Origin of the sequence: Amycolatopsis sp. NPDC052450, assembly GCF_044547565.1 — a bacterium.
Taxonomy (GTDB): Bacteria; Actinomycetota; Actinomycetes; order Mycobacteriales; family Pseudonocardiaceae; genus Amycolatopsis.
Genome location: NZ_JBIUAQ010000001.1, coordinates 209,106 through 224,567 on the forward strand (window position 1 = coordinate 209,106; position 15,462 = coordinate 224,567).

Sequence of the window (15,462 nt, forward strand, 5' to 3'; positions counted from 1 at the left end):
GTCACAACCCGGTGTGGACGGCCGAAGCGACCTCTTCGACCTCGCCGTTCTCGCCGATCTTCAGCGCACCTGTGAGCAGGCCGACGACCTGGTTCATGGTGTGCGTCTTCGGTGAGACGACCGCGACGCGCTTGCCGAGGCGGTGCACGTGGATGCGGTCGGCGATGTCGAACACGTGCGGCATGTTGTGGCTGATCAGCACCACCGGCAGGCCGCGTTCGCGGATGCGGTTGATCAGATCCAGGACCTTGCCGGATTCGGCGACGCCGAGCGCGGCGGTGGGCTCGTCCATGATCACCGCCTTGGTGCCGAACGCGGCCGCCCGCGCGACCGCGACGCCCTGGCGTTGTCCGCCGGACAGCGTCTCGACCGGCTGCGTGATGGACTTGATGTTGATGCCGAGTTCGTCGAGGATCCGCTGCGCGTCGGCCCGCATAGTCGCGGTGTCCAGTTTCCTGAACAGCTGCCCGAAGAGGTCCTTACGCCGTTTCTCGCGGCCGAGGAACATGTTCGACGCGATGTCGAGCGCGGGTGCGACGGCGAGATCCTGGTACACCGTCTCGATCCCGTAGTGGCGAGCGTCCAAAGGGGACTTGAAGTGGACGGTCTCACCGTCCACTTTGATCTCGCCGGAATCCGGGATCACCGCGCCCGAAAGGGCTTTGATGAGGCTCGACTTCCCGGCGCCGTTGTCGCCGACGACGGCGAGCACCTCGCCGGGGAACAGTTCGAAGTCGGCACCGTCGATGGCGGTGACCCGGCCGTAGCGTTTGACCAGGCCCCGCGCCGACAACGTGGGTGTCGTCATGACTGCCGCCTCCTCGCGAAACGGTCGACGCAGACAGCGCCGATGAGCAGGGCACCGGTGGCGACGTCCTGGTAGAGCGCGTCCACCCCGAGCTGGGTCAGCCCGGACCGCAGGACCGCGACGACCAGCGCGCCCATCATCGTGCCGAGTACGGAACCCCTGCCGCCGAACAGGCTCGCGCCGCCGAGCACCACCGCGGTGATGGAGTCGAGGTTGCCGAGCTGGAAGGCGTTCGGGTCGGCGTTCGGCACACGGCCGAGCGCCTGCCAGGCGGCGATCCCGACGATCACCCCGGCGACGATGTACACCGAAAGGATCGTGCGGTTGACCTTGATCCCGGACAGCCGCGCGGATTCCGGCGCGTTGCCGACCGCGTAGACGTGCTTGCCCCACGGCGTCCGCGTGAGCGCGTACCAAAGGCCGAGGTACATCAGCAAAGCGAGCGTCATGCCGTAGGTGATCGGGATGCCGCCGAACAGGTACCGGCGGGTGCCGAGCCATTTGAGCAGTTCGTCCGCGACCGGGACGGCCTGGCCGTCGGCGAACAGTTTCGCGGCCGCGGTGAGCACCGTCAGCAGGCCGAGCGTGACGATGAACGGTGGCAGTTTGATCCGGGTGACCAGCGAACCGGTGACCATCCCGATCACCACCGTCGCCACGATTCCCAGCAGCAGCGCCCAGATCCCGGAGACGCCGCCGACCACGAGCTTCGCCATGATCAGCGTCGCGAGCACCATCGCGGCCGCGTTGGCCAGGTCGATGCCCGCGGTCAGGATGATCAGCGTCTGCCCGAGCGCGAGCGTGCCGACCACCAGGGACTGTTGCACCACAAGGGAAAGATTGTCGAGGTCGAGGAAGGTGTCCGTCGACAGGGAGAACACCACGATCGCGACGAGCAGGGCCAGCGCGGGGCCGACAGCCGGTGCGCGCAGGAAGAACTCACCGATGGACGGGCGTTCGTTGCCTTTCAGGGTTGCAGTCGTCACTTCGTCCCCCAGCAGTTCTCGAGGCCCCACTTGGTGTCCTGGCTTTCCACGCCGGGGATCGGTTTGTCGGTGATCACCGCGGATCCGGTGTCGACGAACCCGCTCGGCTTCTTGCCGGTCTTGGCGTATTCGACGGCGGCGAGGACGCCCTGCTCTGCCATCTTCTTGGGGAACTGCATGACCGTGGCGGCGTACTGGCCGTCGCGCACGTTCTTGACGCCTTCGCAGCCGCCGTCGATCGAGCCCATCACGATCTGGTTCACCAAGCCGCGGGCCTGAAGCGCGGCGTACGTGCCGCGGCCCATCGGCTCGTTCATCGTGTAGACGGCGTTGATGTCGGTGGTGCGCTGCAGCAGGTTCTCGACCCCCTGCTGCGCGAGGCTCTGGTCGCCGTTCGCGGGCGTCTTGCCCTTGATCTCCGGCGAAGCGTCGGTCAGCCCGATGCCCTTGAGGAACCCGGTGTGCCGCTGAGTGTCCACTGTGGACCCGGCGGTGCCGTCCACCATGAACAGCTTCGGCGGCTTCCCCGCCAGCGCGGCCTTGACGTACGCGCCTTGCCGTCGTCCGGCCTCGAAGTTGTCCGTGGCGAAGGTGGCGTCGACGGCGGTGTCCGGTTCGGTCGCCGTGTCGAGCGCGATGACCAGCACCCCGGCCTTGCGGGCGCGGTCGATGGCGTCGAGGACTCCGGTCGAGGAACTCGGCGTGATCAGGATGGTGTTCGCACCCTGCTGCATGAGGTTCTCGATGGCCCGGACCTGGCCGTCGTTGTCACCGTCGAACTGGCCGGCGAGCGCGCTGAACTCCGCGCCGTTCGCCTCGGCGGCGGCCTCGGCGGACGCTCTCAGTTCCACGAAGTAGGGATTGGTGTCGGTCTTGGTGACCAGGCCGACCTTGGCCTTGCCACCGCCACCCGCGTTCGAACCGCCACCCCAGTGGCGTTCGACGGTGCACCCGGCCGAAGTCACCGCGAGTGCGGCGGCCATGGCGAGCGCTGAGAGACGTCGCTGTCTCATGGGGGATGCCCTCCGATTCAAGGCTGTCCGTGATGGACCGGAAGGTAGACAGGGTTATGCTCAGTCGCAAGCGTTTGCGCAAACGCTTGCCCCAGACTCTTCGACAGAGCACTTTCCGAGGATAGGTAATGCCGCCGTCTCGCTCGTCCCGTCCCACCCAACGCGACATCGCCGAGCTGGCGGGAGTCTCGATCACCACCGTTTCCCACGTGGTCAACGGGACGAGGGCGGTGGCCGAAGAGACCAAACTGGCCGTCCTCCGCGCGATCGAGCAGACCGGCTACACCGGCGACGCCATCGCCCGTTCGCTGGTGACCGGCGGGACGAGGTCGATCGGCGTCGCGATCTCCCTGGTCGCGAACCCGTACTTCGCCGTCTTGATCCAGGCGATCGAACGCGAGGCCGCACTGGCCGGGTACACGGTCTTGCTCGCGGACACGCACGACACCGTCGACACCGAACGTGAGACCGTGCGGACCCTGCGTTCGCGCCGCGTCGACGGGCTGCTGATCACGCCGTCGCCCGGCGACGGTTCGGTGATCGGCGAACTCGTCTCGCTCGACGTCCCGACCGTGCTCATCGACCGGCTCTCCACCCGCACCGACGTCGACCAGGTCGGCGCCGAGAACATCCAATCGACGTCCGCGCTGACGGCGCATCTGGCGTCGCTCGGGCATCAGCGGATCGGCATGATCAGCGGCACGGCCGGGCTGAGCACCAGCGAAGAGCGGATCCTCGGCTACCGACTGGGGCTCGGCCGTTCGGGTTTGACCTGGTCGGAGGACCTGGTCGCGTGCGGGCAGTCCTCGCAGGCGGGCGGTGCCCTCGCGCTGAGCACGCTGCTCGCGCTGCCCGAGCCGCCGACGGCGCTGGTGGTCGCCAACGACACCATGATGGTCGGCGTGCTGCACGAGTTGCGGCGCCGCGGGCTGCGGGCGGGCGTCGACCTGCCGGTCGTGGTCTACGACGACGTCGAATGGGCCGATCTGGTGGATCCGCCGCTGACCACGATGGCGCAGCCGATCGAGGAGATAGGCACACAGGCGGTGCGCCTCCTGCTGGCCCGGATCAACGAGCCGACCCGCAAGGCCCAGACGATGCGTATTCCGCCTACGCTCCGCCATCGTGCGTCCTGCGGATGCGCTCTCGTTCACTCACATTGATGATTGTTGGGAGACTTTCCGGTCTCGCCGCCGAGCGACGCTCCTTCAGCCGTTACCGTCATTCAGGCTCGGATGAAGGCGTGGAGCGATGACCGCATTGTCCCCGGCGTTACCCCTGTGGGAGGACACCCCTGTCACCCACCGGTTCGGGGTGGCCATGGCGATGCACGCGAACCCGTATTCGGGTGAACTCGTCCGCGCCATCCGCCGCGCCGCACGCCGTCACGGCTGCGAGATCACCCTCGCCGACACCGGTGACAGCGTCGCCGAGGAAGCCGCGGTCATCCGTGCGCTGCGGGCGGACCGCGTCGACGGTGTGCTGCTCGTCCCGGCGGCCGGCGACGAAGCGGTGATCAACGGACTGGTCCGGATGGGCGTGCCGACCGTGCTCGTCGACCGGATGGCCGGCCGCAACGACGTCGACCAGGTCGGCTCCGAGAACATCCAGGCCGTGTGCGCGCTCGTGCGGCACCTCGCCGGGCTGCGGCACCGCAAGATCGGCTTCATCTCGGGCGAAGAGGACATGACCACCTACGAGGAGCGGGCGCTGGGCTACCGGCTCGGCCTCGGCCGCTCCGGCCTCCGGTGGACGTCGCAGCTGGTCGCGTGCGGGCAGTCGACCCCGGGCGGGGCCGCCGCCGCGACCGCGAAACTGCTGGACAGCTGGCCGTCGCCGACCGCGCTCGTGGTGGCGAGCGAGGCGATGATGATCGGCGTCCAGTACGAGGCGCACCGGCTCGGCATCCGGATCGGCCGCGACCTCGCGATCGTCGGCTACGGCGACATGGAGTGGGCGGGGCAGGTGACCCCGGCGGTCACCACGATGGCGCAGCCGATCGAGGAGATCGGGCGCAAGGCCGTCGAACTCCTGCTCGCCCGGATCACCGATCCTGAGCGACGACCCGAATCCGTACGGCTCGCACCGCGCTTCATACACCGTCAGTCGTGCGGCTGCTGAGTCACAACTCGCTGGTCAGAACGCCGCCGCCGGGTGATGATGGCGGAATGACCGACCTGTGGACCGTGCACACCGCCGACCTCGGGGCAGACGTGCTGACCGCGGCACGCGCTCTGCTGGACGACGCTTTCGACAACGATTTCAGCGACCACGACTGGGAGAACGCCCTCGGCGGCATGCACACGCTGGTGTGGGAGAGCGGCGAACTCGTCGGGCACGCGTCACTCGTCCAGCGGCGGCTGACGCACAACGGGCGGGTCCTCCGGACGGGTTATGTCGAGGCGGTCGCCGTCCGGTCGGATCACCGGCGGCGCGGGCACGGCTCCGCGATGATGGACGCGTTGGAGCGGGTCCTGCGGAAGGCGTACGACCTCGGGGCGCTCTCGGCGTCCGACGAGGCTCTGGAGTTCTACGCGTCGCGCGGCTGGCTGCTTTGGCGCGGGACTTCGTCGGCCATGACGCCTTCGGGCGTGGAGCCGACGAAGGAGGAAGACGGGTCGATCCACGTGCTGCCGGTCGGCGTAACCCTCGATCTGGACGGGGAGATCACCTGCGACTGGCGTGCGGGCGACGTCTGGTGACCCTCGCAATCAGTCACCTACTTGCGACACTTCCGTCGTGTTTGCGCCCTGGCGACCCTCGCAAGTAGGTGACTAATTGCGCAGGCGGGCCGCGGCCTCCAGGAGCATCCACGCGCTCACCTGAACGGACAGGTCACGTTCCGGGGCGTCATCCGCGAGAGGCAGCGAAGGCGCCGGAGTCGCCCAGTCGGCGCTGAAGAGCGGGCCGTGCGGCGTCTCGGCCGCACCGGACCAGCAGGCCTCAGCCGACCGGATGACCAGGTCACGCGCGATCCCACTCGGCGACAGCGGCGCCGCGAGCGCCAGGTACCGGGCCAGGATTCCGCCGAACAGGCCGCCGTCGCCGCCTTCCTGCCCTCGGATCACCCCGTTCGGCGCGACGTGTTCCGCGACCGCGCGGATCGTGCGCTCCACTCTGTCCATTTCGGACAGTTCGAGGCAGGCGCCGAGGTAAACCCCTTGGCAGTACGTGAAAATATGCTTGACCAGCTCGCCGCTGCCGACGCGCAGACCGTCCCACACCAATCCGGAATCCGGGTCGACGAGCCGCTCGGTCATCCAGTCGGTCAAACCACGAGCGTGTTGTGTCACCCCTTCGCGGGCGTGGAAGATCGCGGCCGGGCCGTTCGCGGGGGCGTTCTTGAAATCGTCGCCGACCCGCCACCAGATCCCGCCGCCGGCGTCGTCGGTCCAGCCTTCGCGCAGCCGTGAGCTGATCGCCTCCAGCCCGCCGCGGACGTCCAGCCCGAGCTGTCCGACGCGTTGCAGTGCGAGGCCGAGCCAGGCGATGTCGTCGTAGTAGTCGTTGATCCACTTGCCGAAGTTGCGCAACCGCACGGACAGCACGAACCGGTCGATCAGCTTCAACCGATCCGGTGACGGGTCCCGCAACTGCGCGTCGACAAGGGTGTCCAGCAGATGCGCCTGCCACCAGTAATTCCAGTGCCAGTGGACGCGCTGGCCCGTCGAGGGCGGCCAGCCGCTGCGACCCAGCACGGTGCCGGGCAGTCCCCAGACACCGCGCAGATGCCGGTCACGGATCGCGCGCTCGGCGGCCGCGGCCCGGTCGGCGAGAGCAGTCATCGCGCCATCATCCCTTGCCCGCTGACATACCGCTCAGTATGTTGGGAGGACTCCCGAACCCGCGAGGTGCTTCATGACCACGGCGCACGTGACCTGCCCGCTCTGCGAAGCCACCTGCGGGCTGGAGGTGACGATCGACGAGAAGAGCCTGGTCACCCGCGTACAGGGTGACCGCGAGGACGTCTTCTCGCAGGGCTACATCTGCCCGAAGGGCGCTTCGCTCGGCGCGCTGCATCACGACCCGGACAGGCTCACCGCGCCACTGGTGAAACGCGACGGCGAGTTCGTCGAAGTCACCTGGGACGAGGCGTTCGCCGAGATCGACCGGCGGCTCCGGCCGATCATCGACGAGTACGGCAAGAACGCCGTCGCGGTGTACTCCGGCAACCCGACGGTGCACAACGCGGCACTGGTGCTCTACGGCCGCGTGTTCTTCAAAGCCTTGGGCACCAAGAACTTCTACACCGCGACCACGGTCGACCAGATGCCGAAGCACTTCTCCTCCGGCTACCTCTTCGGCGACCCGCAGACCATTCCCGTCGCCGACCTCGACCGCACCGGGCACCTGCTCATCCTGGGCGCGAACCCGTTGGTGTCCAACGGAAGCCTGATGACCGCGGCCGACACCAGGGGCAGGCTGCGCGGGATCCAGAAGCGCGGCGGCAAGATCGTCGTCCTCGATCCGCGCCGCACCCGGACCGCCCAGCTCGCCGACGAACACCACGCGATCCGGCCCGGCACCGACGCGCTGTTCCTGTTCGCGCTGGTCAACGTCCTGTTCGCGGAGAACCGGGTCGATCCGGGAGAGCACGTCAACGGCGTCGACGAGGTTCGCGTGCTCGCGGAGCCCTTCACCCCGGAGGCGGTCGCGCCCGCGACCGGGATCGACGCCGCCGAGATCCGCCGCATCGCACTCGAACTCGCGGACGCCGAGCGCGCCGCGGTGTACGGCCGGATGGGGACCACGGCGCAGTCGTTCGGCACCATCGCGAGCTGGCTGGTCGACGTCGTCAACACGCTCACCGGCAACCTCGATCGCGAAGGCGGCGTGATGTTCCCGCTGCCCGCGCTCTGGCGGCCGCGCCGGTCCTCGCCGTTCACCAGCGGCCGCTGGACGAGCCGGGTACGCGGGTATCCCGAGGTGCTCGGCGAACTGCCGGTGGCCACGCTCGCGGACGAGATCGAGACACCCGGCGAGGGCCGGGTGCGGGCGCTGGTGACCATCAGCGGCAACCCGGCGCTGAGCACGCCCAACTCCGCGCGGCTCACGGAAGCGTTGCGGCAACTGGACTTCATGGTCTCGCTCGACGTGTACCTCAACGAGACCACACGGCACGCCGACGTCATCCTGCCCGGCCCGTCACCGCTTGAGCGGCCGCACTACGACGTCGCGCTGTACGCGCTCGCCGTGCGCAACGTAGCGAACTGGACTCCGCCGCCGCTCGAAACGGACCTGCCGCAGGAGTGGGTGACCCTGCTGCGGATGGCCGGGATCGCCGCCGGCCAGGGCCCGGACGTCGACGTCGCCGCCTTCGACACGATGGTCGCCGGCGAAACGGCGCGGCGCACCGGCGTCGACCTGTCGCTCGCCGAAGGCCGCACGGGACCGGCGCGGATGATCGACCTGATGCTGCGCGGCGGACCGTACGGGCTGAAACTGGCGGACCTCGAAGCCGCCCCGCACGGCATCGACCTCGGCGCACTGAAGCCGCGGCTGCCGGAGGTACTCACCACCGCCAGCGGGAAGGTCGAACTGGCCCCGGACGCGATCACGAAGGACGTCCCGCGGCTGCGAGCGGAGCTGGACAAGGCACCGGACGGCGGTCTGCTGCTGATCGGACGACGGCACCTGAGCTCGAACAACTCGTGGATGCACAACCTGACGCCGCTGGTCCGCGGCGGAAACCGGTGCACCGTCCAGGTTCACCCGGACGACGCCTCCCGGCTCGGGCTGACCGACGGCGGGCTCGCGTCGGTGACGTCGCGGGCGGGGAAGCTGGAAGCCCCGGTGGAGGTCACGGCCGACGTCCGGCCCGGCGTGGTGAGCATGCCGCACGGCTGGGGTCACGACGTCGACGGCACGCGCACGCGGGTCGCGGCCGCGCACGCCGGGGTCAACTCGAACCTGGTCGCCGACGAGACCCTGCTCGACGTCCCGTCCGGAACCGCCGTGCTCAACGGCATCCCGGTGGAGGTGACCCCCGTCTAGCCCCCCGCAATTAGTCACCTACTTGCGGCCTGCGACTCGCGCCTGATCGCCTGCGGAAGAGCCGCAAGTAGGTGACTAATTGCGGGGGGTTCGGGTCACCAGGCTTGGGTGAGGTCGGCGTGCTGCCGGATCCAGGCGTGCATGACGATCCCGGCGGCGACGCCGGCGTTGATCGAGCGGGTCGTGCCGAACTGCGCGATCGAGACGACCAGCGCGGCCGTCTTCTGTGCCTCGGCCGACAAGCCCGGCCCTTCCTGGCCGAACAGCAGGACGCAGTCACGCGGCAGTTCGGCGGTCTCGACGGGCTGCGAGCCGGGGGTGTTGTCGACGGCGACGACGGCGAGCCCCTCCGTCGCGGCGAAGGTCAGCAGCCCGTCGACGTCCTCGTGGTGGAGAAGGTGCTGGTAGCGGTCGGTCACCATGGCGCCGCGCCGGTTCCAGCGCCGCCGCCCGACGATGTGCACCGCCGCCGCGGCGAACGCGTTCGCCGTCCGGACCACGGTGCCGATGTTGTGGTCGTGCTGGAAGTTCTCGATCGCCACGTGGAACGGGTGCCGACGGCTGTCCACATCGGACACGATGGCCTCGCGCCGCCAGTAGCGGTACGGGTCGACGACGTTGCGGCGGTCGCCGTTGGCCAGGAGTTCCGGGTCGTAGCGCTCGTCCGAGGGCCACTCGCCCTCCCAAGGTCCGACGCCGACCTCTTCCTTCGCCACCCATTCGGTGGGACCGGCTTCTTCCTCAGTCACTCGGTGATTGTCACTCAGCCCATGCTGACGCGGTGCGCCGGTGCGTCCCCGTCGTGGTGGCGGTGACGCCAGCGCTGGTACGCGCCGATGTAGGAGATGATCACCGTCGCCATCGCGACCACGACGACGATCGGCAGCGACGAGCGCGGGAACACGGTGTCGTACAGGTAGTAGGCGTTGAAGCCGCCGGGCAGGTCGCCGAGACCTTGCTGGTGGCGGAAGTAGTTCTCCGCCGCCGTCAGCGGGCAAGGCCACGGGAAGACGTTGACGAGTACCCCCCATGCGGCGAAGAACACATGCACGAAGATCACCTTCGGCCACCGCCACGCGAGAAAACCACCGAATCCGATGAACAACAGCGCGAAAATGTGCACCGCGACTGTCACGTTCGCCAGGAAACCCGCCACTTCAAGCCCCCTTTCACTCCCCTACCTGCGACGTTACCCCTCTCGCATTGAGAAACGCTCACGAAAAAGCGGGGCATCCTCCTGATCCACGGAGGATGCCCCGTTCGGGACGCTTTACTCAGCGACAGTGGGCGGAGCCGAAGATGGGTCCGAAAGGCGACCTAACGCGTGAATCCGCCCCGGCCGAAGGCCCCGCTATCGCGTTGGCAGGGCGCCTGATCCGCCGTCGAGACGGGGAATGCCCGAGCAGCGCCCTGCCGACGTCGATCGCGGACGCGGGTTCACCGCAGGCGTCAGGACAGACCGAGGTCGTCCTTGTTCAGGATGTAGCGGTATTCGAGGCCTTCCTTCTCGATGGCCTCGCGCGCTCCGGTGTCCCTGTCGACGACGGTCGCGACGCCGACCACGTTCGCGCCGGCCTCGCGCAGCGCCTCGACGGCGGTGAGCACACTGCCGCCGGTGGTCGAGGTGTCCTCGACGGCCAGCACGCGCTGTCCGAGCACCTCGACGCCTTCGATCCGGCGCTGCATGCCGTGTGCCTTGGCGCCCTTGCGGACGACGAACGCGTCGAGCACGACGCCGTCGGTCGCCGCGGAGTGCAGCATGGCCAGCGCCACCGGGTCCGCGCCGAGGGTCAGGCCGCCGGCGGCGACGTAGTCCCAGTCGTGCGTGAGCTGGCGGAGCAGCTTCCCGATGAGCGGGGCGGCCGCGTGATGCAGCGTCGCCCGCCGGAGATCGATGTAGTAGTCGGCTTCCTTGCCAGAGGACAAGGTCACCTTGCCGTGCACGACGGAGAGTTCGCCGACCAGTCTCGCCAGTTCGAGTTTCGCCGCTTGATCAACACCGGGGTACGCCACGGCCGAGAGTCTTACACACGGCTCGCGGCGCACCACCGGGGTGTTTCCCGCAGTGCGCTCAGTCACTGCCGGACGTCGCGGCGTCCACGGCCTGCCCGCGGGTCGCCAGCCAGGCCGGGACCAGGGTCGCCACCAGCGCGAGTGCCGCGGCGAGCCCGATGATGGACAGGTAGATCAGCGGGGAGCCCATCGGCAGCAGGGAATCGGTCGCCACCAGGCAGAACGGGACGATCGAGCCCGCCGCGACGACGGTGCCGAGCACGATCCCGAGCAGCGCGACGAGCCCGCCTTCGTAGCCGGCCATCCGCAGCACCTGCGCCCTGGTGGAGCCGGTGAGCCGCTGGAGACCGAACTCGCGGCGTCGCCGCACCGTCGCCATCACCAGCGTGTTGGCCACCGAGATCACCGTGTAGGCGATGATCATCCCGACCAGCAGGTAGTTCACCCACGCGCCGACGGCCTGGTCCTTCGCGTGCGCCGCGACGAGCGCGTCCCGGTCGCCGACGGACACCGGCTCCCCGGCCGTCGCCTCGCGGAGCCGTTCGGTGAGCGCCGCCGGATCGACGTCCGGGGTGGCGCGGACCAGCATCTGCTGGGCGAGCCCGGCGGTGGTGTGCGGGGCCAGCAGACCGGCCGGGAGCAGCAGGCTCTCGAAACCGGGGCGCTGGCTGGTCACCGCGACGACCTTGACGTCGACCGGGGTACCGTCACCGAGCCGCAGGCTCAGCTTGTCGCCGACACCGCGGCCGAAGTCCTTCGCGAAGACCTCGGGGAGCGCGACGGTCATCCCGGTCAACGCCTTCAGGTCGCCCTGGGTCACCTTGGTGTCGGTGGTCGCGGCCGCGCCGGAGGCGGTGAGACCGATCGCCGGACGGCCCTCGTCGGAGGAGTCGTACGGCTCTTCGAGGAACACGCTGCTGGTGACGTACTCGGACGCTCCGGCGACGCCGGGCACCGCCTGGATCCGCTGGACGAGGTCAGGGGACAGCCCGCCCGCCGCGGCGGCGATCACGGCGTCGGCGCGGACGTCTTCGGTGAACGCCTGGTTCGCCAGCTCCTGCTGGGTGGTCTGCAGGTAGATGTTCGCGGTCGCGATCCCGACGGCGAGCATGATCGGGGTGACCGCGCCCGCCGCCCGGACGATGCCTGCCCGGGTGTTGAGCACGGCGAGGTGCCCGGAGATCCCGCCGAACAGGCGCATCGGCCACTGCAGGATCGCCGTCATCACCTTGGCGACGCCGGGGGTGATCATCGCGACGCCGAGCGCCCAGAGGATCACCGCGGGCCCGGCGGTGCTGGCCGCGATCGGGCCGGTCATCACCGCGACGGTCACGATGGCCAGCGCGGTGCCGCCGCCGAAGCAGAGGGCGGCGAACACGACCCGCGTCGGGGTCAGCCAGCGGCGGGTCACCGCGGCCTCGGCGAGCGCCTCGGTCGGCCGGATCTTCCCGGCGCGGCGGCCGGCGAAGAAGGCGGCGATGAACACCGCGAGCATCGCGGCGCCCGCACCGACGACGGCGGGCAGCCAGCCTTGGTAGAACTGCAGAACCCCGGGCACCACACCGTTTTCGACGAGCTGCCCGAACAGCCACTCGCCGAGCAACGGACCGAGGACGGCGGCGAGCGCGGTGGCGAGCAGGCCGACGGCCAGCGCTTCGCCGAGCACCATGCGCCGGAGCTGGCGCGGGGTCGTGCCGATCGCCCGCATCAGCGCGAGTTCCCGCGAACGCTGCTGGGTGGACAGGCTGAGTGTGCTGGCGACGACGAACATCGCGACCATCACCGAAAGCCCACCGGACACCGCGGCGATGACGATCAGGTTGGTCCCGCTCGAATCGGCCTCGGGGAACTCCGCGACGCCGCGGTCGATCCCGCTCAGGACGTTCGCCCCGGTCGCGACCTCGGCGACCTTCGCCCGCACCGCTTCGGTGTCGGCGCCCGGGTCGGTGAAGACGCCGATGACGTCGGCCTTGCCGGGGTATCCGGAGAGCCGGGCGGCGTCGGCGGCGGAGAAGAACATGGCGGCCTGCGTGATCGAACGCGGCGCACCGGCCACGCCCGACACCCGGAAGCCTTCGATTTCGCCGTGGGCGGCCACGTCGATCCGGTCGCCGGGTTTGAAGCCCGACGTCGACTCGACGACGACCTCACCCGCGGCGGGCGCGACCCCGTCGGCCAGCGTGTACGGGGTCAGCGCGGCGGAGTCCCAAGCGTGGCCGAGGGCGGGCTTCCCGCCCGCCGCGACCGGGAAACTCACTTCACCGACGACGTTCGAGACGCCGGGAACGGACCGCAACCGGGAGACCAGTCCGTCGTCGAGCCGGACACGCTCGGGGAGCCGCGCGTCCTCGAATTTGCGCTTGTCATCGGCGTCGAGGGAGGCGGGATCCGCCTTGGGCAGTGCGAAGGTCTGGCCGCCGGTGACGACGATCGGCGCGGCGGCGAGGCGCTGGGGTTCCGCGTTGCCGCGGATCCCGGTCTCCATCAGGCCTCCGCAGGAGGCGACGATCAGCGCGCCGAAGAAGACGGCGATGAAGGTGCCGATGAAGCCGCCCTTGCGCAGGCGCAGGGTCCGGAAGGCGAGTCGCAGCATCACGCACCCGCCTTGACCTGGCTGCCCCAGGCACCCAGGTGGATCATGCGTTCGGCGACGACGTCCGCCGTCGGCGCGTGCAGTTCGTCCGCGATCCGGCCGTCGGCGAGGAAGATGACGCGGTCGGCGTAGGAGGCGGCCATCGGATCGTGGGTCACCATGATCACCGTCTGGCCGGTGGTCCGGACCGAATCGCGCAGCAGCGCGAGGACCTCGGCGGCGGTGCGGGTGTCGAGCGCGCCGGTCGGCTCGTCGGCGAAGACCACCGCGGGCCGGGTGACCAGCGCCCGCGCGATCGCGACGCGCTGTGCCTGCCCACCGGACAGTTCGCCGGGAAAGTGCTTGCGGCGGCCGGAAAGCCCGACGCGGGTCAGCATCTCCTCGACGACCCGGCGGTCCGGTTTGGCGCCGGCGAGCTGCTGCGGGAGCGTGACGTTCTGCTCGACCGTCAGCGCCGGGAGCAGGTTGAATGCCTGGAAGATGAACCCGACCCGGTCGCGGCGCAGCTTCGTCAGCTTCGCCTCGTTCATCCCGGCCAGTTCCTGCCCGTCGAGTACGACGGACCCCGACGTCGGCCGGTCCAGCCCGGCCGCGCAGTGCAGGAAGGTGCTCTTGCCCGAGCCCGAGGGGCCCATCAGCGCGGTGAAACCGCCGCGCGGGAACGCCAGCGTCACCCCGTCCAGGGCGACGACGCCCTTGCCGTATTCCTTGCGGACGCCGTCGAGCCGGACCGCGTCACCGTTCCACCCAGTGTTCATGGGGAAAACCCTAGGAATTCCCGGCCGGACACACCCTGGTGCGAACGTGCGTCTCCTTGGTGGGGCGGGCCCTACCTCACCGCGCCGGTCCTGGCATCGACGTTGACGTCGTGCTCGATCCCCTTGCCGTCGCGGAGCCCCACCTCCCAGACAAGGGTGCCGTCGGCGGCGTAGTCGACCTCCATCTCGTCGAGGTCGCCCGGCTGACGTTGCTGCGCGGCTTGAAGCGCCTTGACCGCGTCGACACCCGCCTGCTCGACCTTCGCCAAGTCGTCGCTCGGCTTGGCCGTCTGTTGCTTGCCGAGGACCTGGCCGCCGTCCGGGCTCACCCGCACCTTGTGTTCCTGCCCGTGCGACGCGACCTTGATCTCCCACCCGTCGTTCGCGGGCTCCACATCGAACACCCGACCGTCGGGCAAAGCGCCCGCCGCCGTTTGGATCGCCTTCACCGGCTGGGCTTCGACCGGCCCCGGTGCCGCCGGGGCGGGCGCCTGTTCGGTGGAACAGGCGGCCAGCGTCAGCGCCACCGCGATGACAAGAAGTGATGACTTCATGATCCACGCGTACCCGCCCGGCAGGGGCTCGAACCGTCTTCCGCGGGGTGACAATGTGGGGTGATGGTCTCCAACGGACAAGGCTGGCTCCAGATCGGTGAGCTGACGACGGCGTTCGCGCTGTCGGCGGCGATCGGACTGGAACGGCAGCTCAGGGGCAAGAGCGCCGGACTGCGGACGCAGACCATCGTGGGCACCGCGTCCGCGCTGATCCTTTTGGTCGGTAAGTACGGTTTCGGCGATATCCTCGCGACCGGGCAGGTGGTGCTCGACCCGTCCCGGATCGCCGCGCAGATCGTCTCCGGGGTCGGTTTCCTCGGCGCCGGGCTGATCATCACCAGACAGGGCGCGATCCGGGGACTCACCACCGCCGCCGCCGTCTGGGAGACCGCGGCCATCGGCATGGCCGCGGGCGCCGGACTGCTGCTGCTGGCCGTCGTGGTGACGGCCATGCATTTCGTCGTGGTGCTCGGTTTCACCCGGCTGACCGCACGGCTTCCCGGCGGCACGCGCACGACCAGGCTCCGCGTGAGTTACGTGGACGGGCAAGGGGTTCTGCGTGATCTGCTGGCGCTTTGCACCAGCCATCGATGGTCGATCACTTCCCTGCGGATCGCCGACGACCGCGACGGTGAGGTGACGGTGACGCTCGACCTCACCGGTCCCGATGCCACCGCCGCGCCCACCGTGCTCGCCGGGGCAGACGGCGTTCGGTCGATCGAAACTGCGGACGACGACTAGCG

General features: G+C 69.5%; 15 protein-coding genes. 5 read left to right on the top strand and 10 right to left on the bottom strand.

Annotated elements, in window-relative coordinates:
• Position 1: 1 nt before the first annotated feature.
• The 3 genes from ACIHAO_RS01075 to ACIHAO_RS01085 are packed head-to-tail and all read right to left on the bottom strand — an operon-like array spanning position 2 to position 2,807.
• Positions 2-808 carry an ATP-binding cassette domain-containing protein gene (locus ACIHAO_RS01075; RefSeq protein WP_396554167.1) on the bottom strand — a complete coding sequence of 269 codons (807 nt, stop codon included), beginning with the start codon at positions 806-808 and terminating at the stop codon, positions 2-4.
• Positions 805-1,794 carry an ABC transporter permease gene (locus tag ACIHAO_RS01080; RefSeq protein WP_125790878.1) on the bottom strand — a complete coding sequence of 330 codons (990 nt, stop codon included), beginning with the start codon at positions 1,792-1,794 and terminating at the stop codon, positions 805-807. The genes ACIHAO_RS01075 and ACIHAO_RS01080 overlap by 4 nt, the downstream gene beginning before the upstream one ends.
• Entirely contained in the window at positions 1,791-2,807 is a 1,017-nt protein-coding gene (locus tag ACIHAO_RS01085; RefSeq protein ID WP_396554168.1) for a substrate-binding domain-containing protein, read from the bottom strand. The genes ACIHAO_RS01080 and ACIHAO_RS01085 overlap by 4 nt, the downstream gene beginning before the upstream one ends.
• A gap of 128 nt (positions 2,808-2,935) precedes the next feature.
• Between ACIHAO_RS01085 and ACIHAO_RS01090 the strand changes: the two genes are divergently transcribed.
• The 3 genes from ACIHAO_RS01090 to ACIHAO_RS01100 all read left to right on the top strand — a co-directional run bounded on the left by ACIHAO_RS01090 (position 2,936) and on the right by ACIHAO_RS01100 (position 5,509).
• Positions 2,936-3,970 (top strand): LacI family DNA-binding transcriptional regulator, encoded by a 1,035-nt coding sequence (locus ACIHAO_RS01090; RefSeq protein WP_396554169.1) that lies wholly within the window; start codon positions 2,936-2,938, stop codon positions 3,968-3,970.
• Positions 3,971-4,058: 88 nt separating this feature from the next.
• Positions 4,059-4,928: a LacI family DNA-binding transcriptional regulator gene (locus ACIHAO_RS01095; protein WP_034312391.1), complete on the top strand. Its 870-nt coding sequence runs from the start codon at positions 4,059-4,061 to the stop codon at positions 4,926-4,928.
• A gap of 47 nt (positions 4,929-4,975) precedes the next feature.
• On the top strand, positions 4,976-5,509 hold the full coding sequence (locus tag ACIHAO_RS01100; protein WP_396554170.1) for a GNAT family N-acetyltransferase: 534 nt from the start codon (positions 4,976-4,978) through the stop codon (positions 5,507-5,509).
• 72 nt (positions 5,510-5,581) lie between these two features.
• On the opposite strand, the gene ACIHAO_RS01105 is transcribed toward ACIHAO_RS01100, so the two are convergent.
• Complete coding sequence (locus ACIHAO_RS01105) at positions 5,582-6,592, bottom strand: glycoside hydrolase family 76 protein (RefSeq protein WP_396554171.1); 1,011 nt, start codon at positions 6,590-6,592, stop codon at positions 5,582-5,584.
• A 73-nt stretch (positions 6,593-6,665) separates the two neighbouring features.
• Here ACIHAO_RS01105 and ACIHAO_RS01110 point away from each other — a divergent pair, with 73 nt between their 5' ends.
• Positions 6,666-8,801 (top strand): molybdopterin-dependent oxidoreductase, encoded by a 2,136-nt coding sequence (locus ACIHAO_RS01110; RefSeq protein ID WP_396554172.1) that lies wholly within the window; start codon positions 6,666-6,668, stop codon positions 8,799-8,801.
• 95 nt (positions 8,802-8,896) lie between these two features.
• Here ACIHAO_RS01110 and ACIHAO_RS01115 read toward each other — a convergent pair whose 3' ends face one another.
• The 6 genes from ACIHAO_RS01115 to ACIHAO_RS01140 form a co-directional block, all read right to left on the bottom strand.
• Positions 8,897-9,550, bottom strand: coding sequence for a TrmH family RNA methyltransferase (locus tag ACIHAO_RS01115; protein ID WP_396554173.1), 654 nt, complete (start codon positions 9,548-9,550; stop codon positions 8,897-8,899).
• 14 nt (positions 9,551-9,564) lie between these two features.
• The gene (locus ACIHAO_RS01120) at positions 9,565-9,957 is read right to left on the bottom strand and encodes a DUF2784 domain-containing protein (protein WP_396554174.1); all 393 of its coding nucleotides are present in this window, start codon (positions 9,955-9,957) and stop codon (positions 9,565-9,567) included.
• Between the two features lie 293 nt (positions 9,958-10,250).
• Positions 10,251-10,814, bottom strand: a complete 564-nt coding sequence (pyrE, locus tag ACIHAO_RS01125; protein WP_396554175.1) for an orotate phosphoribosyltransferase — start codon at positions 10,812-10,814, stop codon at positions 10,251-10,253.
• A 58-nt stretch (positions 10,815-10,872) separates the two neighbouring features.
• Positions 10,873-13,407 (bottom strand): FtsX-like permease family protein, encoded by a 2,535-nt coding sequence (locus ACIHAO_RS01130; protein ID WP_396554176.1) that lies wholly within the window; start codon positions 13,405-13,407, stop codon positions 10,873-10,875.
• Positions 13,407-14,165, bottom strand: coding sequence for an ABC transporter ATP-binding protein (locus ACIHAO_RS01135; protein ID WP_396554177.1), 759 nt, complete (start codon positions 14,163-14,165; stop codon positions 13,407-13,409). Before ACIHAO_RS01135 ends, ACIHAO_RS01130 begins: the two co-directional genes overlap by 1 nt.
• 71 nt (positions 14,166-14,236) lie before the next feature.
• Positions 14,237-14,719: a PepSY domain-containing protein gene (locus ACIHAO_RS01140; protein ID WP_396554178.1), complete on the bottom strand. Its 483-nt coding sequence runs from the start codon at positions 14,717-14,719 to the stop codon at positions 14,237-14,239.
• Between the two features lie 60 nt (positions 14,720-14,779).
• Between ACIHAO_RS01140 and ACIHAO_RS01145 the strand changes: the two genes are divergently transcribed.
• On the top strand, positions 14,780-15,460 hold the full coding sequence (locus ACIHAO_RS01145) for an MgtC/SapB family protein (RefSeq protein ID WP_396554179.1): 681 nt from the start codon (positions 14,780-14,782) through the stop codon (positions 15,458-15,460).
• The last annotated feature ends 2 nt before the right edge of the window (positions 15,461-15,462 follow it).

Coding starts and splice junctions, on each gene's coding strand:
- ACIHAO_RS01075 (WP_396554167.1), bottom strand. CDS start 808: ATGACGACACCCACGTTGTCGGCGCGGGGCCTGGTCAAACGCTACGGC.
- ACIHAO_RS01085 (WP_396554168.1), bottom strand. CDS start 2,807: ATGAGACAGCGACGTCTCTCAGCGCTCGCCATGGCCGCCGCACTCGCG.
- ACIHAO_RS01090 (WP_396554169.1), top strand. CDS start 2,936: ATGCCGCCGTCTCGCTCGTCCCGTCCCACCCAACGCGACATCGCCGAG.
- ACIHAO_RS01095 (WP_034312391.1), top strand. CDS start 4,059: ATGACCGCATTGTCCCCGGCGTTACCCCTGTGGGAGGACACCCCTGTC.
- ACIHAO_RS01100 (WP_396554170.1), top strand. CDS start 4,976: ATGACCGACCTGTGGACCGTGCACACCGCCGACCTCGGGGCAGACGTG.
- ACIHAO_RS01105 (WP_396554171.1), bottom strand. CDS start 6,592: ATGACTGCTCTCGCCGACCGGGCCGCGGCCGCCGAGCGCGCGATCCGT.
- ACIHAO_RS01110 (WP_396554172.1), top strand. CDS start 6,666: ATGACCACGGCGCACGTGACCTGCCCGCTCTGCGAAGCCACCTGCGGG.
- ACIHAO_RS01130 (WP_396554176.1), bottom strand. CDS start 13,407: ATGCTGCGACTCGCCTTCCGGACCCTGCGCCTGCGCAAGGGCGGCTTC.
- ACIHAO_RS01135 (WP_396554177.1), bottom strand. CDS start 14,165: ATGAACACTGGGTGGAACGGTGACGCGGTCCGGCTCGACGGCGTCCGC.
- ACIHAO_RS01140 (WP_396554178.1), bottom strand. CDS start 14,719: ATGAAGTCATCACTTCTTGTCATCGCGGTGGCGCTGACGCTGGCCGCC.